The organism is Actinocorallia sp. API 0066, from assembly GCF_020991275.1.
In the GTDB taxonomy this organism is placed as follows: Bacteria; Actinomycetota; Actinomycetes; order Streptosporangiales; family Streptosporangiaceae; genus Actinocorallia.
This window is the reverse complement of record NZ_JAJLQY010000003.1, coordinates 455881-478737: the sequence shown is the minus strand read 5'-3', so window position 1 is coordinate 478737 and position 22857 is coordinate 455881. Positions and strand designations below refer to the sequence as shown.

22 protein-coding genes are annotated in these 22857 nt (G+C 73.4%); 13 read left to right on the top strand and 9 right to left on the bottom strand.

The features are described 5' to 3' along the window. The first annotated feature begins 9 nt into the window (after positions 1-9). A complete protein-coding gene (locus tag LO762_RS09985) occupies positions 10-900 on the top strand; it encodes a hypothetical protein (RefSeq protein ID WP_230614214.1) in 891 nt (296 codons plus the stop codon). Positions 901-910: 10 nt separating this feature from the next. On the opposite strand, the gene LO762_RS09980 is transcribed toward LO762_RS09985, so the two are convergent. Beyond that, entirely contained in the window at positions 911-2164 is a 1254-nt protein-coding gene (locus LO762_RS09980; protein ID WP_230614213.1) for an acyltransferase, read from the bottom strand. 136 nt (positions 2165-2300) lie between these two features. Here LO762_RS09980 and LO762_RS09975 point away from each other — a divergent pair, with 136 nt between their 5' ends. Further along, positions 2301-4367, top strand: a complete 2067-nt coding sequence (locus tag LO762_RS09975; RefSeq protein WP_230614212.1) for a hypothetical protein — start codon at positions 2301-2303, stop codon at positions 4365-4367. A gap of 86 nt (positions 4368-4453) precedes the next feature. After that, positions 4454-4918: a DUF3237 domain-containing protein gene (locus tag LO762_RS09970; RefSeq protein ID WP_230614211.1), complete on the top strand. Its 465-nt coding sequence runs from the start codon at positions 4454-4456 to the stop codon at positions 4916-4918. Positions 4919-4943: 25 nt separating this feature from the next. On the opposite strand, the gene LO762_RS09965 is transcribed toward LO762_RS09970, so the two are convergent. Continuing rightward, entirely contained in the window at positions 4944-5435 is a 492-nt protein-coding gene (locus LO762_RS09965; protein WP_230614210.1) for a MarR family winged helix-turn-helix transcriptional regulator, read from the bottom strand. Positions 5436-5558: 123 nt separating this feature from the next. Between LO762_RS09965 and LO762_RS09960 the strand changes: the two genes are divergently transcribed. From LO762_RS09960 to LO762_RS09950, 3 genes are all read left to right on the top strand, one after another. After that, the gene (locus tag LO762_RS09960; protein ID WP_230614209.1) at positions 5559-5996 is read left to right on the top strand and encodes a hypothetical protein; all 438 of its coding nucleotides are present in this window, start codon (positions 5559-5561) and stop codon (positions 5994-5996) included. A 103-nt stretch (positions 5997-6099) separates the two neighbouring features. After that, complete coding sequence (locus LO762_RS09955) at positions 6100-6729, top strand: TetR/AcrR family transcriptional regulator (RefSeq protein WP_230614208.1); 630 nt, start codon at positions 6100-6102, stop codon at positions 6727-6729. Then, the gene (locus LO762_RS09950; RefSeq protein WP_230614207.1) at positions 6726-8351 is read left to right on the top strand and encodes an acyl-CoA dehydrogenase family protein; all 1626 of its coding nucleotides are present in this window, start codon (positions 6726-6728) and stop codon (positions 8349-8351) included. The genes LO762_RS09955 and LO762_RS09950 overlap by 4 nt, the downstream gene beginning before the upstream one ends. 71 nt (positions 8352-8422) lie before the next feature. Here the strand turns inward: LO762_RS09950 and LO762_RS09945 are convergent, their stop codons facing one another. Further along, positions 8423-9061, bottom strand: a complete 639-nt coding sequence (locus tag LO762_RS09945) for a hypothetical protein (RefSeq protein ID WP_230614206.1) — start codon at positions 9059-9061, stop codon at positions 8423-8425. Between the two features lie 77 nt (positions 9062-9138). Continuing rightward, positions 9139-10401: a CdaR family transcriptional regulator gene (locus LO762_RS33415; RefSeq protein WP_230614205.1), complete on the bottom strand. Its 1263-nt coding sequence runs from the start codon at positions 10399-10401 to the stop codon at positions 9139-9141. Between the two features lie 241 nt (positions 10402-10642). On the opposite strand from LO762_RS33415, the gene LO762_RS09935 reads away from it, so the two are divergent. Further along, positions 10643-11863 (top strand): helix-turn-helix domain-containing protein, encoded by a 1221-nt coding sequence (locus tag LO762_RS09935; RefSeq protein WP_230614204.1) that lies wholly within the window; start codon positions 10643-10645, stop codon positions 11861-11863. A gap of 36 nt (positions 11864-11899) precedes the next feature. On the opposite strand, the gene LO762_RS09930 is transcribed toward LO762_RS09935, so the two are convergent. Beyond that, positions 11900-12757, bottom strand: a complete 858-nt coding sequence (locus tag LO762_RS09930; RefSeq protein WP_230614203.1) for an alpha/beta hydrolase — start codon at positions 12755-12757, stop codon at positions 11900-11902. A gap of 199 nt (positions 12758-12956) precedes the next feature. On the opposite strand from LO762_RS09930, the gene leuE reads away from it, so the two are divergent. After that, positions 12957-13607, top strand: a complete 651-nt coding sequence (leuE, locus tag LO762_RS09925; RefSeq protein WP_230614478.1) for a leucine efflux protein LeuE — start codon at positions 12957-12959, stop codon at positions 13605-13607. 92 nt (positions 13608-13699) lie between these two features. Here leuE and LO762_RS09920 read toward each other — a convergent pair whose 3' ends face one another. Further along, complete coding sequence (locus LO762_RS09920; protein WP_230614202.1) at positions 13700-14725, bottom strand: CHAP domain-containing protein; 1026 nt, start codon at positions 14723-14725, stop codon at positions 13700-13702. Positions 14726-14949: 224 nt separating this feature from the next. On the opposite strand from LO762_RS09920, the gene LO762_RS09915 reads away from it, so the two are divergent. Continuing rightward, positions 14950-16143 (top strand): MFS transporter, encoded by a 1194-nt coding sequence (locus LO762_RS09915; RefSeq protein ID WP_230614201.1) that lies wholly within the window; start codon positions 14950-14952, stop codon positions 16141-16143. 100 nt (positions 16144-16243) lie between these two features. Here LO762_RS09915 and LO762_RS09910 read toward each other — a convergent pair whose 3' ends face one another. Both LO762_RS09910 and LO762_RS09905 read right to left on the bottom strand, forming a co-directional pair. After that, positions 16244-18571 carry a Tex family protein gene (locus tag LO762_RS09910; RefSeq protein ID WP_230614200.1) on the bottom strand — a complete coding sequence of 776 codons (2328 nt, stop codon included), beginning with the start codon at positions 18569-18571 and terminating at the stop codon, positions 16244-16246. After that, on the bottom strand, positions 18531-18797 hold the full coding sequence (locus LO762_RS09905) for a hypothetical protein (protein ID WP_230614199.1): 267 nt from the start codon (positions 18795-18797) through the stop codon (positions 18531-18533). The genes LO762_RS09910 and LO762_RS09905 overlap by 41 nt, the downstream gene beginning before the upstream one ends. A gap of 93 nt (positions 18798-18890) precedes the next feature. On the opposite strand from LO762_RS09905, the gene LO762_RS09900 reads away from it, so the two are divergent. The 4 genes from LO762_RS09900 (at position 18891) to LO762_RS09885 (ending at position 22489) form a co-directional block, all read left to right on the top strand. Then, on the top strand, positions 18891-20339 hold the full coding sequence (locus LO762_RS09900) for a PLP-dependent aminotransferase family protein (RefSeq protein ID WP_230614198.1): 1449 nt from the start codon (positions 18891-18893) through the stop codon (positions 20337-20339). 90 nt (positions 20340-20429) lie between these two features. Further along, a complete protein-coding gene (locus LO762_RS09895) occupies positions 20430-20795 on the top strand; it encodes a hypothetical protein (RefSeq protein ID WP_230614197.1) in 366 nt (121 codons plus the stop codon). 202 nt (positions 20796-20997) lie between these two features. Continuing rightward, positions 20998-21411: a hypothetical protein gene (locus tag LO762_RS09890; RefSeq protein ID WP_230614196.1), complete on the top strand. Its 414-nt coding sequence runs from the start codon at positions 20998-21000 to the stop codon at positions 21409-21411. A gap of 307 nt (positions 21412-21718) precedes the next feature. Continuing rightward, positions 21719-22489, top strand: coding sequence for a hypothetical protein (locus LO762_RS09885; RefSeq protein ID WP_230614195.1), 771 nt, complete (start codon positions 21719-21721; stop codon positions 22487-22489). A gap of 72 nt (positions 22490-22561) precedes the next feature. On the opposite strand, the gene LO762_RS09880 is transcribed toward LO762_RS09885, so the two are convergent. Continuing rightward, on the bottom strand, positions 22562-22786 hold the full coding sequence (locus tag LO762_RS09880) for a DUF5302 domain-containing protein (protein WP_230614194.1): 225 nt from the start codon (positions 22784-22786) through the stop codon (positions 22562-22564). Between the last annotated feature and the right edge of the window lie 71 nt (positions 22787-22857).

Genomic DNA, 22857 nt, shown 5'->3' with positions numbered 1-22857 from the left:
GAGGCCACCATGAGCAAGACCGCACACCAACCCGACACCGAAGCCTCCGAGACCGTCGTCGAGCTCGCCACGGCCCCGGACCGGGCCCAGGACGCCGCCCCGGACACGCCGTCGGACGCCGTCACCGAGACGGCCCGAGCCAAGGACGCCGCCGTGGAGGAGGAGCCCGAAGGCAGCAGCGCCAAGGACGCCGTCTCGGAGCCGAAGCCTGAAGACGGCAGCGCCAAGGCCGAGACCGTAGGCGAATCCGGGAAGACGAAGGACACGGAGACCGAGAGCGACGCGGCGGAGGGCGGGGGCGGGAAGCGGCGGGTCAGGGTGCCGCGGATCGACCTGGACGGGCGGTTCACGGCGGTCGCCGTGCTGCTGGCGTTGACGGCGTCGATCGTGGCGGCGGCGTTCCTGTGGCGGTCCTACGACGCCGCGTCGGGGGAACTGGCCGAACAGCAGCGCGTCAGGACCAGCTCGGCGGAGTTCGCGCGGGCGTTCCTGCTCTACCAGAAGGACGACCTGGACGGGTGGGAGGAGCGGCTGACGGCCCTGGCGGTGCCCGACTACAAGGGCCCGATCAGCCAGGCCGTCAAGGCGCAGTTCCCCGTCATCACCGAGCTGGGCGCCTCCTCGCGGGTGAGCGTCCGCGAGGTCTTCGTGAACGAGTTCGACGGCCCGGTCGCCAAGACGATGGTCGTCGCCGACACCCAGATCACCAGCGCCGAGTTCGTCAGGACCGTCACCGGCATGCGGCTGCTCGTCGAGCTGGAGCGGCAGAACGACGGCCGCTGGCTGATCAGCGGCATCGGCGTGCTCGGCATGGACGACGAGGCGGTCACCGACCCGAAGGGCAACCCCGTCGACCTTGCGGACGTCGAGGTGCCCGCCGCGCCCGGCACGGGCGAGTGACGCGCGTGGCCTAGCGGCCCGCGCCCACCGGCTCCGGGGCCGCCCGCTCCGGAGCCGGGCGCGGCGCGGCGAGCGTCCGTCCCCACCGCTGGCACGGCAGCTCCACCCACCGGTGCGTGGCCCAGCTCAGCGCCACCGTCGCGGCGAGGAACCCGGCGAGCGCGAGCGGGCGGCTCGGCCCGATGTCGAGCCTGTCGTGCAGCGGCAGCAGCAGGATCGCGTGCACGAGGTACACCGAGTAGCTGATCGCGCCGAGCGTCATCAGCGGGCGCGGCGTCCGGCGGCCGCGCACCGCCCATCCGGCCGCGAACGACAGCAGCGCGAGCAGCAGCGGCAGCGCCCAGATCGCGACGAGTTCCCGGACCTGCGCCGCGCCCAGCGCGTCGTACCCGTGCCACAGGCCCGCCGCGACGGTGCCGCCGCCGACGGCGGCCGTCGCCGCGTAGCCCGTCCAGCGGGGGCTCTGGCCGTGCTCGGCGCGGTACAGGGCGGTGCCGAGGAACATCACCGCGAGCACCGACACGCCCTCCCACGGCCCCGCGCGCCCGTTCAGCAGCACCAGCGCGAGCCCCGCGCACCCGCCCACGACCGCCGCGGTCCGCACGAGCGTGCCCGTCACCGCCGCCGCGACGACGCCGACCAGCACCACCAGCGCGGCGAGCGCGACCGGACCCGCGCCGAACACCTCGGACAGCCCCGCCATCGGCAGCACCCCGCCCAGCACGAGCGCCACCGTGGCGAGCCCGGCCGTCAGCGCCGCCGACGCCCGGTGCAGCCGCGCTACGAACAGCGCCGCCACCAGCAGGTAGAAGACGAGCTCGTAGGAGAGCGTCCACAGCACGTTCAGCGCGCTGGGCACGCCGAGGAGGTCCTGGAGCATGGTGAGGTGCGCCGCGACGGCGGTGAACACGCCGTTCTCGGTGAGCGCGGGGTGCAGCCGCCACCAGCCGAGCCCGACGGGCACGACCGTCGCCACGAGGCACACCAGCAGCAGCGGATAGATGCGCGCCGCCCGGCCGATCCAGAACGCGCGCAGTTTCCCGTGCCGCTCCAGCGATGCCGGAATGATGTAACCGCTGATGAGAAAGAACAGAAGAACGCCGTACTTGCCGGGATTCACCCACTGGTTCACCGCCCGCCAGGCGTCCGGCGTCAGATACGCCGCGCCGTGGTGGGCGGCCACGACCAGCGCCGCGACACCGCGGAGCAGGTCGAGCCAGCCGAGCCGGACGGTGGAGGGGTGGGCCGTCGTCGCCAAAGGCATAACGCCACCCTAGGCCGTACGGGGAGGGCCCCACCGGCGGAAAGGAAATTCTCAGACGGGAACAAGACCGGCGGCTCGGACAACGGGCAGGTCGGGAACGATCGGTGTTGACCGTGCGCTGGGATATTTTTGGGTCATGCACGCCGAGGCAGAAACCCAGCAGCGGATCTCGTCCGGATACGCCGCCTTGGTGGCTCTCTATCAGCTCCTGCAGACCAGGAGCGCCGAACCGGGCCGCGCCCCGTCCGCCGACTGGGCGGCGCGCCTGGCCGTCCTGCGGGTGCTGCGCGAGGGCGAGGTGCCCGGCGACCGGGCCGCCCTCGCGACGGCGCTGCTCGACCCGGCCCGCCGTGACGTCCGGCACTTCGCGGTGAGCGTCCACCCCGAACGGCTCGGCGAACTCGTCGCCGAGTCCGTCCGGCTGGGGGAGCGGGTGCTGCTGTTCGGCACGCCCGACGCGCTGCCCGGCGACGTCCTGGCCGTCGACGCGTCCGGCGCGCCCGTCGGGCCCGCCTGGTCCGTCGAGATCGAGGACCTGGGCACCGGCCTCGGTCTGCTCAGCGCGCTGGAGCCCGCCGCCGAGACACTGCGCCGCGCCAGGACCGCGCGGGAGTCGGCCGAGGCCGTCGCCGTCCAGCGCCGGGCCGGGCTCGCCACCGCCATCGACACCGCGCTCGGCGCCAAGGCGCAGGCGCGGGCCGCCGCCGAACACGCCGCCGCCGCCTTCGACGGCGCGGTGGACGAGGAGCGCGCGGCGACGGCCGACGCGGCAGCCCGGCTCGCCGCGTTCACCGAGGCCAAGGCCGCCGCCGACACGGCGGCCGACGCCGCTGCCGCCGCCGGGTCCGCCGCGCAGGCCGCCCACCAGCGGGCCGCCGCGATCGAGCAGCGGCTCGGCCAGGCGCGGGCCGCCGTCGCCGGGGCCGAGCAGGCCCAGATCGACCTGGGCAACCGGCTGGACGAGGCGCGCGAGCGGCTGCCCGCCGTCACCGCCGAGGCCGAACGCGCGGGCACCGCCGCCGCCGAGGCCGAGGCGCTCCGGCACGCCACCTACTACCGGCTGGCCAGCGCCGAATCCGCGCTCGCCTCCGTCCGGAAACGGCAGAACCTGGGGCAGCGGCTCCACCTGGCCCCGGCCAGCTCCGAGGTCGCCGAGCAGCGCGCCACCGTCGCGTCCCGGCGGCTGGAGGCCGAGCAGGCGCTCGCCCGCGCCACCGAGCTGCACGAGGCGGCGCAGCGGGCCGAGGCCGAACGGGCCGCCGTCACCGGCTTCCTGGAGAGCGGCGACCGCGAGATCGGCACCGCCCGCGAGGCGTACCGGCGCGCCTCCGCCGACATTCCGCGCTTCGAGGAGGAGTTGCTGCCCGCCCGCGCCGAGCACGAGCGGCTCGCCGCCGTCGCGGCCGAGGCCGCCGACCAGGCGCGCCGCACCGCCGAGCCCGCCGACGAGGCGCGCCGCCTGGGCATCGCCGCCGAGGAGCGGCTCGCCGCCGCCCGCGCCGCGCTCGCCGCGGCCGAGAAGAACACCGTGGAGACGGCCGCCGCCGTCACCGCCACCACGCAGGGGCTTGTGGACGCCGAGGCGGCGCTCGCCGAGCACGAGAAGGCGTCGGCGGCCGAGACGGCACGGCTGCGCGGCGTCGAGAGCGAGGCCCGCGACTCGTTGGAATGGGCGGCCGAGCAGGCGGCCCAGGTTCTCGACGGTGAGCCGGAGGACGCGTGGCGGGAGCGCTCCGCCGCGCGGCTGGCGCTGCTCACCGAGCGGCCCGCCGAGGCGGCGGCGGTGACGTGCGCGCTGCCCGACACGGTGCCGCCGGGCGTCTGGGACGTCCTGTACGTCACCGGGGCCTCCGCCGCGACGGACGGGGACGTGCTGCCCGGTGCGGTGCGGACCCGTCGTCAGGTTCTGGTGGGCGACCCGTCCGGTCCGGCGCCCGTCGTCGAGCCGGGGCTCCGGACGCTGCTCGCGGCGCTCGCCGTGCTGGGCGGGGGGCGTGCGGACGCCGCGCCGGAGACGGTCGCGGAGGCCGAGCGGCTGACGGTGTCGGGCCTGTGGGGGGCGCTGTACGCCGAGTCCTACGGCAAGATCCTCCGGCGGCTCGCGGCTCTGGGCCTGGAGCCCGTCGCCGCCCTTGACGAGGCGCTCGCGTCCCAGCTGGAGACGTCGGTCTTCGCCCGCTGCCTGGCCGCCGCCCAGCGCTGACGCCGTTCTCCTCGCGGGGAGGCGCTTCGGCATGCCCCTGTGATACAACACCGATGTACAACGACGTTGCATTCCAGGGAGCCGCCATGTCCGCAGGACCCGCCTTCACCTTCGCCTTCGAGATCCGCGCCGACCTGGCCCCCACCCTGCACGTCGGGCACGGCGACGGCGAGAAGACGGAGTTCACGCCCATCACCGGCGGCACCGTCCAGGGTCCGCTCCTCAACGGCACGGTGCTGCCCGGCGGCGGCGACTGGTCCAACACCCGAGGCCGGGTCTGCGAACTGGACGCCCGCTACCTTCTGCGCGCCGACGACGGCGCCGTCATCGACATCGTCAACCGCGGCTACTACCACGAGGAGGAGCCCGACGCCCCGGCGCAGCACGACGACGGCCTCGAAGTCGCCGCCACGGGCGTCTACTACCGCACGTCACCCACGTTCCGCACCGACGCCCCCGCCCACCTCTGGCTGGCCCGCACGGTCTTCGTCGGCCTGGCCCGCGAGGCCGGACCGCACACCGTGGCCATCCGCATGTACGCCCTCCGCTGACCGACGGGCTCCGCGCGGGGCGGGGTCAGGCGGGCCAGGGGGGCTGGCCCGCCTGGCCGTGGTGGGCGGTGAGGCGGTCGAGGAGGGTGTGGAGGAGGGCGCGGTCGGCGGGGGACAGGGGGGCCAGGACACGGTCCTGGAGGGTGGTCTGGAGGGCGTCGAGGTCGGCCAGGCGGGCGCTGCCCTCGGGGGTGAGGGTGATGACGTTGCGGCGGCGGTCGGCGGGGTTGGGGGCGCGCTCGACGAGGCCGCGCGCGGCGAGGGTGTTGAGCACGCCGACCATGTCGCTGCGGTGGACGCCGGTGCGACGGCTCAGCGTCGCCTGGCTCGCGGGGCCGAACTCCGCGAGCGTGGCCAGCACCGCGTAGTGCCAGCGGTGCGCGTCCGCCTCGGCCAGGCCCTCGGTGATGATCCGGTCGGCCTGGGCGGCGGCGCGGCCGAGCGCGCGGCTGGCGAGCCGCCGCAGCCGCTCCGGCGTCTCGGCGCCGCCGTCGTCCGGCTCCGTCTCCTCGTTCATGCCGGTGAGTCTAGCCCTTGCGTTCGTGCCACCAACGATCTAAGTTCGTTAGTGGCACAAACGTTAGTTGTGTGAACGGTTATCCCGGCGCGCCCACCCGGCCCCGGAGAAACGGAGAACCCCATGACCCGCACCGCGCCGCCCTTCGGCTCCGCCCTCATCGGCCAGACCGAGAAGGCGCTCAACGCGATCCTGGAGCGCCGCCTCGCCGGAACCGGCGTCAGCGAGCCGCAGTGGGTGACGCTCACCCTCGCCAACGTCGGCCCCTCGCCCGTCGCGCGCGCCGACCTGGTCACCCGGGTGCGCACCGCGACACGGTTCGCCGAGCGGGCCGTCGCCGACCGCGTCGCCGAACTCGCCGCCGCCGGTCTGCTGCACGTCGACGACGCCGACCAGGTCCACGTCACCGACACCGGCCGCGCCCGCTGGACGGAGATCCGCACCGACCTCGGCAAGATCACCGCCGACCTGTGGGGCGACCTGCCCGAGGCCGACCTCGCCGTCGCCGGACGGGTCCTCGCCGCCGTCCTGGACCGCGCGCACGCCCGTCTCGACGGCTGACCCGGCCGTGGGGTCAGTGGGCACTTGCCAACTCGGCTGAATTGGGATTCACTTCTTGGTAGGAAGAAGTGAAACTGGATTCAGAACTTGGGAGGGGCCGGGCGTGGCGTACCGGGCGACGGAGGCGACGCGCAGGAACGCCGAGCTGAAACGGCGGGCGTTCCTGCGGGCCGCGCGGTCGCTGGTGGCCGCGCACGGCTTCGGCGGCGCGACCGTCCAGGCCATCGCGGCGGAGAGCGGCGCGAGCGTCGGGTCGGTGTACTCCTACTTCGACGGGCGCGAGGACCTGCTGGCCGAGGTGTTCCGCAGCGCGGCGGGCCACGAGCTGGGCGTCGTGCGGGACGCGGCGGCGGGCGCGGGCGAGGGGGCGGTGGCCCGGCTCGACGCGCTGGTCCGCACCTTCGCGGGACGCGCCCTCCAGGGCCGTCAGATGGCCTGGTCGCTGCTGTTCGAGCCGGTCACCCCGGCCGTCGAGGCGGAGCGGCTCGTCTACCGGAGCTCCTACACCGGACTGCTCGCGGAGATCGTCGGCGACGGCGTCGCCGAGGGCGTCTTCGCCGCCCAGGACGTCGCGCTCGCCGCCTCCGCGGTGCTGGGCGCGATCTCCGAGGCGCTCATCGGCGGCCTGCGCCCCGGCGACCGCCCCGCCGCGTCCGCCGAGGCCGACGCGGCCATCGTCGAGGGCATCCGCCTGTTCTGCTTCCGGGCACTCGGTACCGAGGAGACGCTGTGACCCCCACCCACGAAGTCCTCAACCAGGCGCCGCCGCGCGTCGACGTCAACGAGTACCTGGTCAACCCGGCGCTGGTCGAGGCGGTCAAGCGCTACGACGCGCAGTGGGCCGCCGACGCGCTCACCGAGACGGGCGCCCTGGTCGGCCGGGCCGACTTCCAGCGCGACGCGGAGCTGGCCAACACGCACACCCCCGTCTTCAGCGGCCACGACCGGTGGGGCCACCGGGTGGACGCCGTCGAGTTCCACCCGGCCTACCACCGGATCATCGGCGCGGCGATCGAGCGCGGCGCGCACACGTCGTGCTGGTCCGACCCGAGGCCCGGCGCGCACGTCGCCCGCGCCGCGACCTTCATGCTGTTCGGCCAGATCGAGCCAGGCCACGCCTGCCCGGTGAGCATGACGCACGCCGTCGTCCCGTCGCTGGCGTTCACGCCCGAGCTGGCCGCCGACTGGATCCCGCGCGTGTACTCCCGCGTCTACGACCCCGAGTTGCGCGACCCCGCCACCAAGCCGTCCGCCATCTTCGGCATGGCGATGACGGAGAAGCAGGGCGGCTCCGACGTCCGCGCCAACACCACCCGCGCGGTGGACGCGGGTGACGGCACCTACCGGCTCACCGGGCACAAGTGGTTCTGCTCGGCCCCGCAGTCCGACGCCTTCCTTGTTCTCGCGCAGGCGCGGGGCGGGCTGTCCTGCTTCCTGGTTCCCCGGGTGCTTCCCGGCGGTGAGCGCAACGTGTTCCGCATCCAGCGGCTCAAGGACAAGCTCGGCAACAAGTCCAACGCCTCCTCCGAGATCGAGCTGGACGGCACCGTCGGCTGGCTCGTCGGCGAGGAGGGGCGCGGCGTGCGGACCATCATCGAGATGGTCGCGCAGACCCGCCTGGACTGCGTGCTGGGCAGCGCCGCCGGGATGCGGCAGTCCGTCGCCGAGGCGGGCTGGCACGCCCGGCACCGCAGCGCCTTCGGCGGGGTCCTGGTGGACCAGCCCGCGATGACCGCCGTGCTCGCCGACCTCCAGCTCGAAGCCGAGGCCGCCACCTGGACGGCGCTGCGCCTGGCCGCCGCCTACGACCGCGACGACGACGAGTCCGCCGCGTTCCGGCGGCTGGCCACCGCCGTCGCCAAGTACTGGGTGTGCAAACGCGGCCCGAACCACGCCTACGAGTCGCTGGAGTGCCTGGGCGGCAACGGCTACACCGAGCAGTTCCCACTGGCTCGCCGCTACCGGGAGCAGCCTGTCATGGCCGTGTGGGAGGGCTCGGGCAACGTCATCGCCCTGGACGTGCTGCGCGCGATGGCCCGTGAGCCGGAGTCCGTCGAGGCGGTGGACCGTGAGCTGGCCTCCGCGCTCGGCCAGTACGCCGCCTACGACGCGCACGTGGCCGCGACCCGGAAGCTGCTCGGCCGGGTCGCCGCCGACCCGGCCGCCGGGCCCGCGCTGGCCCGCCGCGTCGTCGAGTCGCTCGCGCTCGCGTTGCAGGGCGCCGTGGTCATCAAGGAGGCCCCGACCGCCGTCGCGGACGGTTTTGTCGCGGCCCGCCTCGGCGAGGACCGCAGCCTTGAGTACGGCGCCCTCGACCCGTCCCTCGACCTCCCCGCCATCGTCGCCCGCGCCTGACCCACCGCCCTCCCGGCCCTGTCGGTCAGGCTCGTGCCGCACGTCGGTCGCGTCGGCCGTGGCAGTGAAGCTCAGTCGCGGTCGCGGTCGCGGTCGTCGTCGTCGCGTTCGTCGCGGTTGGGGCGGGTGGGGACGCCGAGGGCGGTGTGCACGTTCTGGAGGAGGGCGGTGGTCTGCGGGTCGGGGCGCATGTCGCCCCTGCGGACGGCGCGGTCCAGGCGGCGGCGGATGTCACGCAGCTCCCGGGTGACCTTGCGGGTGTCGCCGTCCACGAACGCCTCCGCCAGCGCGACGACGTCCTTGCGCACGTCCTCGGCGACCCCGGAGTCCAGCGCGCCCGCCGCCACCCGCTCGTCGAGCCGGTCCTGGAGCGCGAACAGCGGATCGAGCGGCCCGGCGGCCCCCGGCGCGCCCGGCACCGGGGTGCTGGACGGCGCGGGCTCCGCGACCTCGTCCGCCACGTCGTCGTCCGCGACGGCGGCGCTGGAGGCGCGCGGGGCCGGGGGAGGCGGGTCACCGCCCCCGGCGAGCACCACCACGAGGGACACGACGGCGACGACGACGAGGCAGCCCGTCACCACGGGCAGCACCCGCCCGCGCCGCCCCCGCGCCGGCGCCGCGTCCTGCCCGCCGAGCGGCGGCATGATCCGGGTGCTCCCGGCCGCCTCCGGGGTTCCGTCCGCCGCCCGCTCCCCGCGCCACTGCTCCACCGGTACCGCCTCACTCCTCGCCGACGCGCCGCACTGTACCCGGCGCGCCCGCCCCCGAGGGGGAGAAGACGGATCCGTCACACCGGAGATGCTGGGAAAGGGGCGGGTTCGTCCAGGTCGAGGTGGATCCAGGCGTGCAGGAGGAGGGTGAGTTCGGTGCGCCGGTCGGGGTCGGTGAGGAGGTCGCCGAACAGGGCGTCGGCCTGGCGGACGCGGTAGCGCACCGTCTGCTCGTGGACGTTCAGGTCCTTCGCCGTGGTGACGGCGTTGCCTCCGTGGTCCAGATAGGAGAGCAGGGTCTGCGCCATCGGCCGGCGGCGGTGCCGCTTGAGTTCGAGCAGCGGCCGCAGCCGGGCCCGCACGGCGAGCCGGATCAGGTCCTCGGACGCGTGCGCCGCCACCGTCGCGAGGTGCTCGACGCAGTGCGCGGGCGCGTGGGACGGCACCGCGCCGCGCGCCACCAGCGCCATCGTGGCGCGCGCCCAGCGCAGCGAGACGGCGCCCCGGTGCGGCGGGACGGGCGGGCCGACGGCGACGCGGCGGCCGCGCGCGAGCGTCTCGATCAGCCGCGCCTGGTAGCCGCGCTCGGGCTCGGGCACGATCAGGTAGGGCTCGGTCGTCCGCCACTCCGCGAGGACGTCGGGCGGCAGCACGGGGATGGCGTGCTCGTCGGGCAGGTCGATGAGCACGACGGCGATCGTCGTCGGCGGACGCCAGTCGGCCGCCCTGGCCAGCTCGCTGATCGCCGCCGCGCTGGAGGGCGGGTCGGCGACGAGGACCTCGCGGAGCCTGCGCCGCCGCCGCTCGTGCTCGCCCGCCACCCGCTGCCGGGCCTCGGCGTAGCCGCGCCCGGCCGCGCTGGTGATCGTCTCCAGGTAGCGGAAGAGGGACTCGGTGAGCAGGCCGAGCATCTCCAGCGGCCAGTCGAGCCGCTTCGCGTTCCTGATGAAGCGGCGGCAGGCGACCTGCCCACAGGTGCGGATCGCCGCCTGGATCCCGTCCAGGGGCCTGTCGTGCGCCGCCTCGTGCGCGCCGATCTCCTCGTACGTCCGGGTGAGCTCGGTGAGGTCGGCGTCGGCGCGTTCGAAGGCGGCGACGAACGAGCGCACGGTCTGGCCGACGACCAGGGACATCGCCGCGCTGGAGCCGTCGTACACGAGGCGTGCGTGGTCGGGGATCAGCCGCTCGATCTCCCCCACCATCTCGGCGACCGTCTCGTCCAGGAAGGGACGCAGGGACAGGGCCATCTCGGGCGCCACGCGCGCCAGCGGCGGGTTCCCGGCGGCGGAACCCGGTGCCTCGTACAGGAGCACGGAACGGACCTCCTCGGGACGTGACACGGCGATCTCTCCAGGGTCCATGAATACCGGAAATCCGGGATAGGTGCCGGAGTGTCTTGTTAGTCGTCCGAATTGTCCGTCTGTAACTAAGCGGGGGGTGCCGGGGCGGCGCGCCGCCGGAGTTTGTCATCTCCCGATGAAGCGAGGCGGACCAAGCACGAGGTTCGATGACTAACGGTCCGGGGCGGGACGGGTGATCCTCTGAGGCCCACGGGTGAACCCGGCGTTCACGGAGGTCGAAGTGCTCCCGACAAGGCCCGACGACACCGACGTCCCGCCCATCACGACGCTGGCCCACGAGCTCGCCGAACCGCTCCGGCCGCACCTCGAAGCCGCGGCCGCGGAGATGGTCCGGGAGATCCAGGCGCTCGTCCCCGAGTACGCCCGCCCGCCGGACAGCCCGTACGGCCGGCGGATGAGCTGGGCGATCGGCGAGACGGTGCGCTGCTTCGTCGACGCCATCGGACGGCCCGAGGCCGACTGGGCGCACGTCATCCGGATCTACGAGGGGATCGGCGTCCACGAGGCGCGCAAGGGACGCGGCCTGGGCGGCCTGCAGGCGGCCATCCGGATGAGCGGGCAGGTGGCCTGCCGCAGGTTCATCCGGGACGCGAAGCGGCTGGGCTGGTCGCTGGACACGGTCGGGGTGATCACCGAGGCGCTGTTCGTCTTCCTGGAGCGCATCAGCGCGGCCGCCGAACGCGGGTTCGCCGGGGCGAGCGAGCAGTTGCGCACCGAGCGGGAACGGCTCAGGAGCCGCCTCCGCGAGCTGCTGCTGGCGGACCCGGTGACGAGCCACGAGGCGCTGTCCGGCATCGCCCACCAGGCGGGTTGGCCGCTGCCCCGCTCGGTGGCGGTCGTGGCCTTCCCGCCGCGCCCCGTGCGGGTGCCCGCGCCCGTGGTGCCGCCGGAGATCCTCGCCGACTGGTACGGGCCGCGCCCCTACGTCATCGTCCCGGATCCGGACGGCAGGGCGAGCACCCGGCAGATCGCCGCGCTGGTGGGGGAGGGCAGGGCAGCCGTCGGGCCTTCGGTGGAGCCGGGCCGGGCCGCCGAGTCGCTGCGCTGGGCCCGGCGGACCCTCGCCCTGGTCGAGGCGGGCGCCATCGACGCGGTGGGGCCGGTCCGCTGCCTCGACCACGTGCCGACGCTCGTCGCCGCCGAGTCCGCGGAACTCCTGGAGGTGGCGCTGCCGCTGCGGCTCGCGCCGTTGGCCGCGCTGCCCGCGAACCGGCGGGAACCGCTCATGCGAACGCTGCTCAGCTACCTGGAGTGCGGGGGCAACGCGGTGGCCGCCGCCGAACGGGTCCGCGCGCACGAGCAGACGGTCCGCTACCGGATCCGGAGGGCGTCGGACCTGATCGGCACGGACCTGAACCTGCCCGAGCGGCGGCTCGATCTGATGCTGCTCCTGCACGCGTGGTCGCGGCTGGAGAGCGGGACGCCCCCGGACGACGGGTGAGGGGAGGGCGACGCGCCGCGCCCTCCCCCCGGTCTCCTAGTAGGGGCAGGTCGAGCGGTACTCCTGGATGACGGGGCCGTTGCCCGCGGGCGGCGGGCAGAGGAACCGGTCGTAGCGGGTGTCGTCGTCGACCCAGCGCTTCAGCCAGGAGATGGAGTACTTGGCGATGGTGGGGTTGGCGGTGGTGAAGGTGAAGTGGCCGGCGTTCTCCAGTTCCAGGTACGCCTTCTCGACGGTGAGCGACTCGTAGAACGGCTCGGAGTGCAGGCCGGTGGCGGCGATGAAGTCGTTGTCGGCGCCGATCACGAGGGTCGGCACCCGGACGTCGCTGAAGTCGACGCCGAGGTCCCAGGGCGCGAGCGGGATGGCGGCCTTCAGGCTCGGCGTGAGCTGCGCCGCCCGCAGGGTGCCGCCGCCGCCCATCGACCAGCCCATGACGGCCAGGCGTGACGGGTCGATGCGGTTCTTCACGGGGCTGCTCTTGGTGAGGTAGTCGAGGACGGCGAGGAGCTGGCCCGCCCGTGCCTCGGGCAGGTCGGCGCCGGTGGTGGTCTCCAGCGTCATCACCACAAAGCCCTGCGAGGCGAGGCGCGGGCCGTACCAGGCCACGGTGGCCTCGGGCGAGACGAAGCCGGGCGAGATCGCGACGGCGCCGAAGGTGCCCTGGCTGGTGTCGGTCGGGTAGTAGACGGTGCCTTCCTTGAAGCCGGGGTGGCTGAAGGCGGTGACGCGCTGCGAGGCGACGGCGAACGGGCCGCGTTCGGCGGTGACGCTCGCCTCGGTCGGCTCGGGCCCGCGCTGGTGGGGGTTGGGGGCGGCGTGCGCGGCCGGCGCGGCGACGACTCCCGCGACGAGGGCGAGCGCCGCGACGATCAGGCGGATCGGTTTCCTCATGTGACGTGGACCTCCAGAAAGGGGGTGGGGTCCTGAGGATGGCGGTTCCGCGCCGGGACGGCCGCGTGGATTCCCGTGGTGTTCGGGGCGGCGGTTTGTCAGGACGCTGAGTCGACGGGGATCCCGGTGTCGGCGTCGGCTCCCGGTATGGCTAAGGAGTCATTGGGGGTTTGGCTGGTGTCATGGCAGGATGTCCGACATGTTGGGCGTTACTGATGTCGTCACCTATGCGGTGGGGGCGTTCCTGATCGTGCTGCTGCCTGGGCCGAACTCGCTGTACACGTTGAGCGTGGCGGCCAAGGAGGGCGTCCGGCGGGGCTACCAGGCGGCGGCGGGGGTGTTCCTCGGGGACATCGTGCTGATGGTCGCGACGGCAGCCGGTGCCGCGTCGCTGCTGCGGGCCAACCCGACGGTGTTCTCGGTGGTGAAGATCCTCGGCGGCGCCTACCTGGCGTGGCTCGCCGTCGGCATGCTGCGGGCCGCCTGGGGGATGTGGCGGGAGCGCCGGGCCGTCGCCGCCCGGACGGCGGACGAGCCGGTGCCGGAGGGCAACCCCTTCCGCCGCGCCCTCGTGATCAGCCTCCTGAACCCGAAGGCGATCCTGTTCTTCATCTCCTTCTTCGTCCAGTTCGTGGACCCCGCCTACCCGGCGCCCGCCCTGTCGTTCCTGCTCCTGGCCGTCATCCTGCAGGTGTTCAGCGGCCTCTACCTGAGCGCGCTCATCTTCGGCGGGACGAGGCTGGCCCGTGCCTTCCGCGAGCGGAAGCGGACCTCGGCCACGGCGACAAGCGCCGTCGGCGTCCTCTTCCTCGGGTTCGCGGCGAAGCTCGCCACCGCCTCGGCGGGCTGACCCGCCGCCGGAGCCCGCCCAGGCAAAGCGAAGGGGTGCGGACCGGTGGGTCCGCACCCCTTCTGTTCCCTCATCCCCAGGGTCTGTGACGGCTAGGGCCGTCCCACGGTCTGCTCGGCGTTCGTGGTGACCGCGGCGTGCAGATCCGTCCAGAAGGAGAGCTCGTCGTCCTCCTTGAGGTGCGCGATCCGGCCCCAGAACTCGCGGTCCTCGGCCTGCTGGGCGACCTCGGCGGAGATCGCGGGCATCAGCAGCGTGCCGGACTCGGCGTCGTCGAGGTCGTACCGCGTCATCTCGGTGGGCAGCGCGACCGGCGGCGCGCCGGAGGTGCGGTGGTGGCGGCCCTTCTTGCGGACCTTGATCTCGGGCGCGGCGGCGACGGCGGCCGGGACGCGCGCGGCGGCGACCTTGGCCATGCCGAGCGCGAGCACCGCGAGGACCGCGATCCCCACGACGCCCGTCAGCGCCGCCTCCTTGACGGGCAGTTCGGCGGCGGGCGAGTCGGCGGGCGCCTGCGCGGCGAACGCGGCGGCGGCCGCCGCGTTCGGGTCGGCGAGCTGGGAGACGGTCGGGGCGGGCGCCGCGTGCTTGGGCGCGTAGTGCTGGTAGGCGGTGCCGGCCTCGGCGAGGGCGACCGTCTCGGCGAAGGTCTTCCCGTTCACCTCGACCCTGGACGGGTAGCCGTAGCCCACGATGTCCGAAGGGTCGCGTTCGCGCCGGGCGATGGTGTCGTGGGTGTTGGCCTCGATCGTGATGATCTTGCCGTTCTTCACCTCTTTGACGAGCCCGACGTGCTGGATCGAACCAAGGCTCTTGGCACCCGCCCAGTTGAAGAACACGAGGGCGCCCGGCTCGGGCTTGGTGCCCCACGCGCCCTGTTCCTTGAACCACTGGGCGTGGTCGCGGGTGGCGGCGAACTGGCCGACCCACTCGGTGACGCCCGCCTTGTCGGCGGCCCACGCGAGGAACATGTCGCACCAGGGCGCGGTCTTGAAGTACGCGTCGCTGTCGACGTTCTTGGTCCACCAGTCGCCGAACTTGGTGTACCCGCCCGCCTGCTCGCTGTAGCCGAGCTCGCTTTCAGCGAGGTCGAGCAGCTTCTGGCCCACCGGATCCACGTCGTACTCCTAGGGGTGCCGCAACCTTCGGGGGTTGATCACGGGTCGATCTCGGAAGAATGTACTGGTGGTAACGCGTTGGGGCAAGCGATACCGGCAGATCCGTCGGTGCGAAAACTTCAAGTAGCCCGCTGGTCAGGTGTTCGTCTACTTCGGGTCATGGGGTCGGTTCGTAACGCGAGGGACACAAGTGGCACACTGTGTCCCCGGAGGTAATGAACCACATGTCCATAGAGCCTTACCGGCGGGTGCTGGCCCTGCCGGGGGTGCGCGCCCTCATGCTCGTCGCGATCTTCGCCAGGATCCCCGTCAACGCGACAGGGCTGACCCTGACCCTCTACGTCGTGAAAGAACTCGACCTCGGTTACCTCCAGGCGGGCCTCGTCGGCGCGGGGGCGATGCTCGGCATCGCGGCGGGATCGCCCGTCGCGGGGCGCTGTGTCGACCGCTACGGCCTCCGCCCCGTCGTCGCGCTGACGGCCTGCGTCCAGCTCGTGTTCTGGCTCACCGCCTCGTTCCTGCCCTTCTGGGCCCTGTTCGCGGGCGCCGTCGGGTCGGGGCTGTTCGCCATCCCGGTGATGGGCCTGCTGCGCCAGTGCCTCTCGGTGGTGGTGCCGCCCGCGCAGCGGCACGCCGCCTTCTCGCTCGACTCGGTGATGGCCGAGATCTCCTACATGATCGGCCCGGCCTTCGCCGTCGCCGCGACCACCGCCGTCGGCAGCCACTGGACGATGGGCGCCGTCGCCGTCGGCCTCGTCGGCGCGGGCCTCATCCTGTACGTGCTGAACCCGCCGACCCGCGACGCCGCCGACCCTGGGGGCGTTCCCGCCGTCGCGCCGCCCGCGCGCCGCACCTGGCTGACGCCGACCGTCCTCGGGCTGCTCGCCGTCTCCGCCGCCGGAACGTTCGTGGTGACCGCGACCGAACTCGGCATCGTCGCCGTGCTGGAGGACGGCGGCGCGACGGCGTGGTCGGGCCTCGTCATCGGCCTGTGGTGCCTGTGGTCGCTCATCGGCGGCTTCGCCTACGGGCTGCTCAAGAAGGGCATGTCCCCGCTGCTCGTGGTCGCCCTGATGGCCGCGACGACCGCGCCGCTCGGCCTCGTCGGAGACTGGCGGCTGCTCATCCTCGCGCTCATCCCCGCGGGCTTCCTGTGCGCCCCGTCCATGGCCTCCACCGTGGACGCGATGAGCCACCGCGTCCCGGACACCAGCAGAGGCGAGGCGATGGGCCTACAGTCCACCGCTCTCACCCTCGGCCTGGCGTTCTCCGGCCCGCTCACCGGCTGGGTCATCGACGAGGCGGGCGCGGGCTGGGGCTTCTTCCTCGCGGGCTCCGTCGGCCTCCTCCTCGTCGCCGTCGCCGCCATGCTCACCCGGATGACCCCGGGCCACGGCTACGCCCCCAAGACCGCCTGAGCCGCCGCGCGGGACGGCGCCCCGGGGGCGGAGCCGTCACCGCGCGGCCTTCCCCGCATGGCTGAGGGCCGGGACGCGTCCCGGCCCTCAGGTGTCCCGGCTAGGCGAGTCCGGCGCGGCGGAGGGCGTCGGCGAGGGCGCCGCCCGGCGCTGGCTTGCCGCCGCCGCCCTTGCCGCCGTCGCCACGGCCGCCGCCTCCGCGTGGACGGTTGCCCTGGCCGCCGCCCTTGCCTCGGCTCTCCTGGGCGCCCTGACGCGGGCGTGGGGCGTCCTCGTCCAGGCGGAGGGTCAGCGAGATGCGCTTGCGCTGGAGGTCCACCTCAAGGACCTTGACGCGGACGACGTCGCCGGGCTTGACGACGTCGCGCGGGTCGCTCACGAACGTGTTGGAGAGCTGGCTGACGTGCGCGAGGCCGTCCTGGTGGACTCCGACGTCGATGAACGCGCCGAAGGCCGCCACGTTCGTCACGACGCCCTCCAGGACCATTCCCGGCTTGAGGTCGGTGAGCTTCTCCACGCCGTCCTTGAAGGCGGCGGTCTTGAACGCCGGGCGCGGGTCGCGGCCCGGCTTCTCCAGCTCGGCGAGGATGTCGGTGACGGTCGGCAGGCCGAAGGTGTCGTCCACATAGTCCTGCGGCCGGAGCTTGCGCAGGGCGCTGCTTCCGATGAGCGCCTTCAGATCGCTGCCGGTGCCCTCCAGGATGCGGCGGACCACCGGGTACGCCTCGGGGTGGACGGCCGAGGAGTCCAGCGGGTCGTCGCCGCCGGGGATGCGCAGGAAGCCCGCGCACTGCTCGAACGCCTTCGGGCCGAGCCTCGGCACCTCGCGCAGCGCCTTGCGGGTGCGGAACGGGCCGTTCGCGTCCCGGTGCGTCACGATGCTGTCGGCCAGGCCGGGGCCGATGCCCGACACCCGGGTGAGCAGCGGCACCGACGCGGTGTTCACGTCGACGCCGACGGCGTTCACACAGTCCTCGACCACCGCGTCCAGCGAGCGCGACAGCTTCGTCTCCGACAGGTCGTGCTGGTACTGGCCGACCCCGATCGACTTCGGGTCGATCTTCACCAGCTCGGCCAGCGGGTCCTGGAGGCGGCGCGCGATCGAGACGGCGCCGCGCAGCGACACGTCCATGCCGGGCAGCTCCTGCGCCGCGTAGGCCGACGCCGAGTACACCGACGCGCCCGCCTCCGACACCATGATCTTGGTGACGCCCGGCATCAGCTTGGCCAGCTCGCCCGCCAGCTTGTCCGTCTCACGGGAGGCGGTGCCGTTGCCTATCGCCACCAGATCGACGTTGTGCGCCTTGACGAGCTTGGCCAGCGTCGCCAGCGAGGCGTCCCACTGGCGGCGCGGCTCGTGCGGGTAGATCGTGTCCGTGGCCACGACCTTGCCCGTGGCGTCCACGATCGCGACCTTCACGCCGGTGCGCAGGCCCGGGTCCAGACCCATCGTGGTGCGGGCCCCGGCGGGCGCGGCGAGCAGCAGGTCGCGGAGGTTCGCGGCGAACACCCGCACGCCCTCGTCCTCGGCCGCCTGCCACAGCCGCGTCCGCACGTCGATGCCGATGTGCACGACGACACGGGTCCGCCACGCCCAGCGGACGGCGTCCAGGAGCCACCGGTCGGCCGGGCGGCCCCGGTCGGCGACGGCGAACCTGCGGGCGATGCTCTGCTCGAAGCTGCTCGGCCCCTCGACGGGCTCCTCCGGCTCCAGGACGAGGTCGAGGACCTCCTCCTTCTCACCCCGGAACAGCGCGAGGATGCGGTGTGAAGGCAGCTTGGTGAAGGGCTCGTCGAACTCGAAGTAGTCGGAGAACTTCGCCCCCGCCTCCTCCTTGCCCTCCCGGACGCGCGAGACCAGGCGGCCCCGGCCCCACATCCGCTCACGCAGCTCGCCGATGAGGTCGCCGTCCTCGGCGAACCTCTCGACGAGGATCGCGCGCGCCCCCTCCAGCGCGGCCGCCGCGTCCGCGACGTTCTCGCCGGTGTACCGCTCGGCGAGCGCCTTCGGGTCGTGGGACGGGTCCGCCAACAGCGTCAGGGCGAGCGGCTCCAGGCCGTTCTCCCGCGCGATCTGGGCCTTCGTGCGGCGCTTGGGCTTGTGGGGAAGGTAGAGGTCCTCCAGGCGGGCCTTGGAGTCGGCCTGGAGGATCTGCGCCTTCAGCGCGTCGTCCAGCTTGCCCTGGCTCTCGATCGATTCGAGGACGGCGGCGCGCCTCTCCTCCAGCTCGCGCAGGTAGCGCAGCCGCTCCTCCAGGGTGCGCAGCTGGGTGTCGTCGAGCGCACCGGTCACCTCCTTGCGGTACCGGGCGATGAACGGGACGGTCGAGCCGCCGTCGAGCAGCTCGACCGCGACCTCGACCTGTCGCTCCCGTACTCCCAGTTCCTCAGCAATACGCCGGTGAATGCCCGGCAGGCTCACGCTCATGCGGGCATTCTTCCGGCTCGGAGGAGTCGTCGTCACCCGGAACGCCGGTGCGGCCCGCCTCGGTGTCGGCGACGGGCTCGGTGTCGGTGTTGTCGTCGGCGTCTCTGGTGACGTGCCTGCGCCGGGGGAGGAGGGCGGGCGCCCAGTCGCGGCCGTCACGCGAGTCCGCGCCGAAACGCGGGCCCAGGACTGCGGCCGCGACGAAGAAGGCCACAACGTAGATCATTTGGCACCTCGGGGGTTGATGGTTCTCAAGCCACTTCCCATTAATCCGGCCATTGGCTTGCCTGTGAAGAGCCAATCCGGCAAAGTGGCCTGCATGAGCGAGGTGAGGTACGTCGGCGGTGTCCAATTGGCCCGGCTTCTTGGATCCCTGCCGAAGGAACGGCCCCTGTATCTGGCACTCAGCCGTGGCGTAAGGACGCTGATCCAGGACGGGCGGCTGCCCTTGGGCGTCAGGCTCCCCGCCGAACGCGACCTCGCCGCCGCGCTCGGCGTCAGCCGCACCACCGTCACCTCCGCCTACGACAACCTGCGCACCGAGGGCTTCGTCGCCAGCAGGCAGGGCGCCGGAAGCTGGACGGCACTGCCCGCGCAGGGCGGGCGCAGGCACGGCGGGCTCGTCTTCACCGCGATCCGAGGCGACCAGGCGCCCGGCACCATCGACCTCGGCTGCGCCTCCAACGGCGCGCCCGACGTGTTCACCGAGGCGGTCGAAGCGGCCGTCAGGAGGCTGCCCGAGTACACGTGCGGGCCCGGCTACGAACCCGGCGGGCTGCTCTGCCTACGAGCCGCCATCGCCGACCGGTACACCGAGCGCGGCCTACCGACCCGGCCGGAGGAGATCGTCATCACGACGGGCGCGCAGCAGGCTTGCAGCCTCCTGGTGCAGGCGCTCGTCACGCCCGGCGAGTCCGTCATGGTCGAGCGGCCCACCTACCCGCACGCGCTCGGCGCGCTGCGCAACCGGGGCGCCGTCGTCACCACCGTCGGCGTCAGCGACGGGTGGGACGTCGAACTGCTCGCCGACGGGATGCGGCAGACCGGCGCCCGGCTCACCTACCTGATCCCCGACTTCCAGAACCCGACCGGCCACCTCATGTCCGAGGACGACCGGGCCGCCGTCGTCGAGATGGCCCGTGACCTGTGCGTCCAGGTCATCACGGACGAGACGTTCGCGGAGATCAGCATCGACGCCGAGCCCGTCCGGCCCCTGGCCGCGTTCGACGGCGGCGGCCGGGTCATCTCCGTCGGGTCGGCCTCCAAACTGTTCTGGGGCGGCCTGCGGATCGGCTGGATCCGCGCCGCCGTCCCGCTGGCCCGGCGGCTCGCGCGGGCCCGGGAGCCGATGGACATCGCCTCGCCCGTCCTGGACCAGCTCATCGTCACCGAGCTGTTCTGCGACCTGGAGGCCGTCCGTGCGCAGCGCGCGGAGCACCTGGGCGCGTCCCGCGACGCGATGGCGCGGGCGCTGCGCGAACGCCTCCCGGACTGGAAGTTCACCATGCCGGGCGGCGGCATGTGCCTGTGGGCCCGCCTCCCCGTCCCCGTCGCCTCCGCCCTCTGCGAGTCCGCCCAACGCGGCGGTGTCCGCGTCCTCCCCGGCCCCATGTTCGGCGTCGACGGCGTCCTGGAGGACTACGTCCGCCTCCCCTTCGCCCTCCCCCCGGCCGACCTCGAAGAAGCCGTGGAACGCCTCGCCTGCGCCTACGAGGGCACCGGCGTCGAAGCCCCCCACCCCACCCACCCCCTCCCCGCCTGGGTCTGACCCCGTAGGGCCGGGGTGGGCGCGGGGGCGGGTGGGGCGGCGGTACGGTGGTTGCCGCTGGAGGCGAAAGGCGCGAAAGGGGAGAACGGCATGGTCGGGTGGCTGGCGGGGACGCTCATGGCCGTGTCCCTCGCTGTCGCGGTGTGGTTCCTGCTCCTCTCGCGGTGGGACAAGTCCATCCAGGCGGTGCACCTGCTGGCGATGGCCATTGTCGAACTCGGACTTGTCGGTCAGGCCGTCGTCGCCACGGTGCAACTCGCGGGCGGCCACGACCCGGCCGAACGCGCCACGTTCATCGGCTACCTGGCCGCCTCCCTGATCCTGCTGCCCATCGGCGCCTTCCTCGCCGTGGGCGAGCGCAGCAAGTGGGGAACCGTCGCCGCCGCCGTCACCAGCCTCGCCGTCCCCGTCATGATCCTCCGCATGCTCGAACTGTGGAGCCCCACCGGTGCCTGACCCCTCCAACCCAGAACAGCCCCAGGACCCACCCCGCCCCGCGAACGCACCCCGAACCCCGGACTCGGGGCCAGTGGACGCGTCGCGAACGCCGGACTCAGGGCGAGCGGATGTGCCGCGAACGCCGGATGCGGGGCAGGCTCAAGGCACGCCGCAGTCAGCGGACGTGTCGCGGACCCCGGATTCAGGGCCAGCGGACGCGGTGGACCGGCGGCGGGGCGCGGAGCCGCGCCGTGAGTTGGCGTCGGGGCCGGGTCGGGCGTTGGTCGCGGTCTACGCGATCTTCACGCTCGCCGCGGGCGCGCGGTCGGGCGTGCAGCTCGCGACGCGCTTCGACGAGGCGCCCGTCGCCTACCTGTTGTCGGCGCTGGCCGCCGCGATCTACCTGCTCGCCACCGTGGCCCTGTGGAGCTCCCGCCGCGCCGTCGCCTACGGCGCGATCGGCGTGGAACTCGCCGGGGTCCTCGCCATCGGGCTCTTCAGCCTGCTCGACCCCGCCGCCTTCCCCGACGCCACCGTCTGGTCCGGCTTCGGCTCCGGCTACGGCTACATCCCCCTCGTCCTCCCCGTCCTCGGCCTCCTCTGGCTCCGCCGCCAACCCCACCGCACCCCCTGACACCCGCCTCACCAAGACCGGTGTCTCACGACGTCCGCGCCGTCCGACGTCCGCGCCGTCCGACGTCCGCGCCGTCCGACATCCGCGCCGTCCGACGTCCGCGTTGCCTGACATCCGCGTTGCCTGACATCCGTGTCCCTGACGTCCGTGGCTCTGGGGTTGGTGTCTTGTGGCGCTCGCGTCGTGTGGCGTCCCCGTCTGCTGGTGCTCGTGCCTTGATGGGTGTGTGGGGTGTGGTGTTGGTGGGGGAGTTCGGGGGTGTGCCGGGGTAGGGAGCGGAGACGGGGGATCTCAGGGTGGGGCGGCGATGGAGCACTGGTTCCGGCAGGACGTTCTCGACGCGGGCAAGCTGCGGCTGTTCTGCTTTTTTGTGGCGTTCATCTGCGGGTTCCTGTTCATCAGGGTGAGTGTGCGGCTGATCCGGGCGGACGTGCGGTGGTGGTTCCGCGACGTGACGCCCGGTGGGGCGCACATCCACCACGTGGTGTTCGGGGTGGCGTTCATGTGCGTCGGCGGCGTCACGGGGCTCGCGGTGACGGACCCGGAGTCGGGGTGGGCCGCGGTCGCGGCGGCGGTTTTTGGGGTCGGGACGGCGCTGGTGCTGGACGAGTTCGCGCTCGTCTTCCACCTCCAGGACGTCTACTGGAGTGAGGAGGGGCGGCTCTCGGTCGAGGTGGTGTTCATCGCGATCTCGCTGACCGGACTCACCCTGATCGGGTTCAGCCCGTTCGGCCTCGGCGACCGGCAGGGCGAGGAGGACAGCCTCTGGATCATCGCGGCGATCCTCGTCTCGAACCTCGCGTTCTCCGTCGTCGCCCTGCTCAAGGGCAGGACGTGGCTCGGCCTCGTCGGCCTCTACCTCGGCTTCTTCGCGCTGTTCGGCGCGCTCCGCCTGGCCCGGCCCTCCTCGCCGTGGGCGCACCGCTTCTACCCCAACGGCTCCCGCAAGATGACAAGGGCGGCCCGCCGCGAACAGCGCTACACCCGCGTGGACGACCTCATGCGCCGCCTCCAGAACCTCATCGCCGGCGCCCCCGACGACGAACGCCCACCGCCCCGCCACAAACCCCCACCCTGACCCCACCCCCACCGCCGCACACGTCGGTGCCGGGTGGGGGGAGGCCCCGGGGGAACCGGGGCCTCCGGGCAGTCAACCGCCGGCCTTCCGGCGGAACGTACGCTTGCCGCCCGCCTGGGAGTGGGTGCCGTGGATCTTCGACCCGCCGCGCCCGCCCCCGGCCGAACCGTGCGAGGCGCTGCGCTTGCGCTCCAGCGCCTCACGGAACTTGCGCTTGGCGGCCTCCTCGGGGGTCTCCTCGACGGCCGCCTCTTCGCCCTCGGCGGTGAACTGCGGGTCCTGCTCTGACTCTGCCATGGACCCAGCTTGCCATGATCGGGCGAACAGCGTCTGACCGAGCTGTGGATAACTCAGTTCGGAAGTCGCCT

What these genes read in the sequence shown, in the direction of transcription:
- LO762_RS09985 (WP_230614214.1), top strand. Translation starts at nt 10, where the DNA reads ATGAGCAAGACCGCACACCAACCCGACACCGAAGCCTCCGAGACCGTC.
- LO762_RS09980 (WP_230614213.1), bottom strand. Translation starts at nt 2,164, where the DNA reads ATGCCTTTGGCGACGACGGCCCACCCCTCCACCGTCCGGCTCGGCTGG.
- LO762_RS09975 (WP_230614212.1), top strand. Translation starts at nt 2,301, where the DNA reads ATGCACGCCGAGGCAGAAACCCAGCAGCGGATCTCGTCCGGATACGCC.
- LO762_RS09970 (WP_230614211.1), top strand. Translation starts at nt 4,454, where the DNA reads ATGTCCGCAGGACCCGCCTTCACCTTCGCCTTCGAGATCCGCGCCGAC.
- LO762_RS09965 (WP_230614210.1), bottom strand. Translation starts at nt 5,435, where the DNA reads ATGAACGAGGAGACGGAGCCGGACGACGGCGGCGCCGAGACGCCGGAG.
- LO762_RS09960 (WP_230614209.1), top strand. Translation starts at nt 5,559, where the DNA reads ATGACCCGCACCGCGCCGCCCTTCGGCTCCGCCCTCATCGGCCAGACC.
- LO762_RS09930 (WP_230614203.1), bottom strand. Translation starts at nt 12,757, where the DNA reads ATGAGGAAACCGATCCGCCTGATCGTCGCGGCGCTCGCCCTCGTCGCG.
- leuE (WP_230614478.1), top strand. Translation starts at nt 12,957, where the DNA reads ATGTTGGGCGTTACTGATGTCGTCACCTATGCGGTGGGGGCGTTCCTG.
- LO762_RS09915 (WP_230614201.1), top strand. Translation starts at nt 14,950, where the DNA reads ATGTCCATAGAGCCTTACCGGCGGGTGCTGGCCCTGCCGGGGGTGCGC.
- LO762_RS09910 (WP_230614200.1), bottom strand. Translation starts at nt 18,571, where the DNA reads ATGAGCGTGAGCCTGCCGGGCATTCACCGGCGTATTGCTGAGGAACTG.
- LO762_RS09905 (WP_230614199.1), bottom strand. Translation starts at nt 18,797, where the DNA reads ATGATCTACGTTGTGGCCTTCTTCGTCGCGGCCGCAGTCCTGGGCCCG.
- LO762_RS09900 (WP_230614198.1), top strand. Translation starts at nt 18,891, where the DNA reads ATGAGCGAGGTGAGGTACGTCGGCGGTGTCCAATTGGCCCGGCTTCTT.
- LO762_RS09895 (WP_230614197.1), top strand. Translation starts at nt 20,430, where the DNA reads ATGGTCGGGTGGCTGGCGGGGACGCTCATGGCCGTGTCCCTCGCTGTC.
- LO762_RS09885 (WP_230614195.1), top strand. Translation starts at nt 21,719, where the DNA reads ATGGAGCACTGGTTCCGGCAGGACGTTCTCGACGCGGGCAAGCTGCGG.
- LO762_RS09880 (WP_230614194.1), bottom strand. Translation starts at nt 22,786, where the DNA reads ATGGCAGAGTCAGAGCAGGACCCGCAGTTCACCGCCGAGGGCGAAGAG.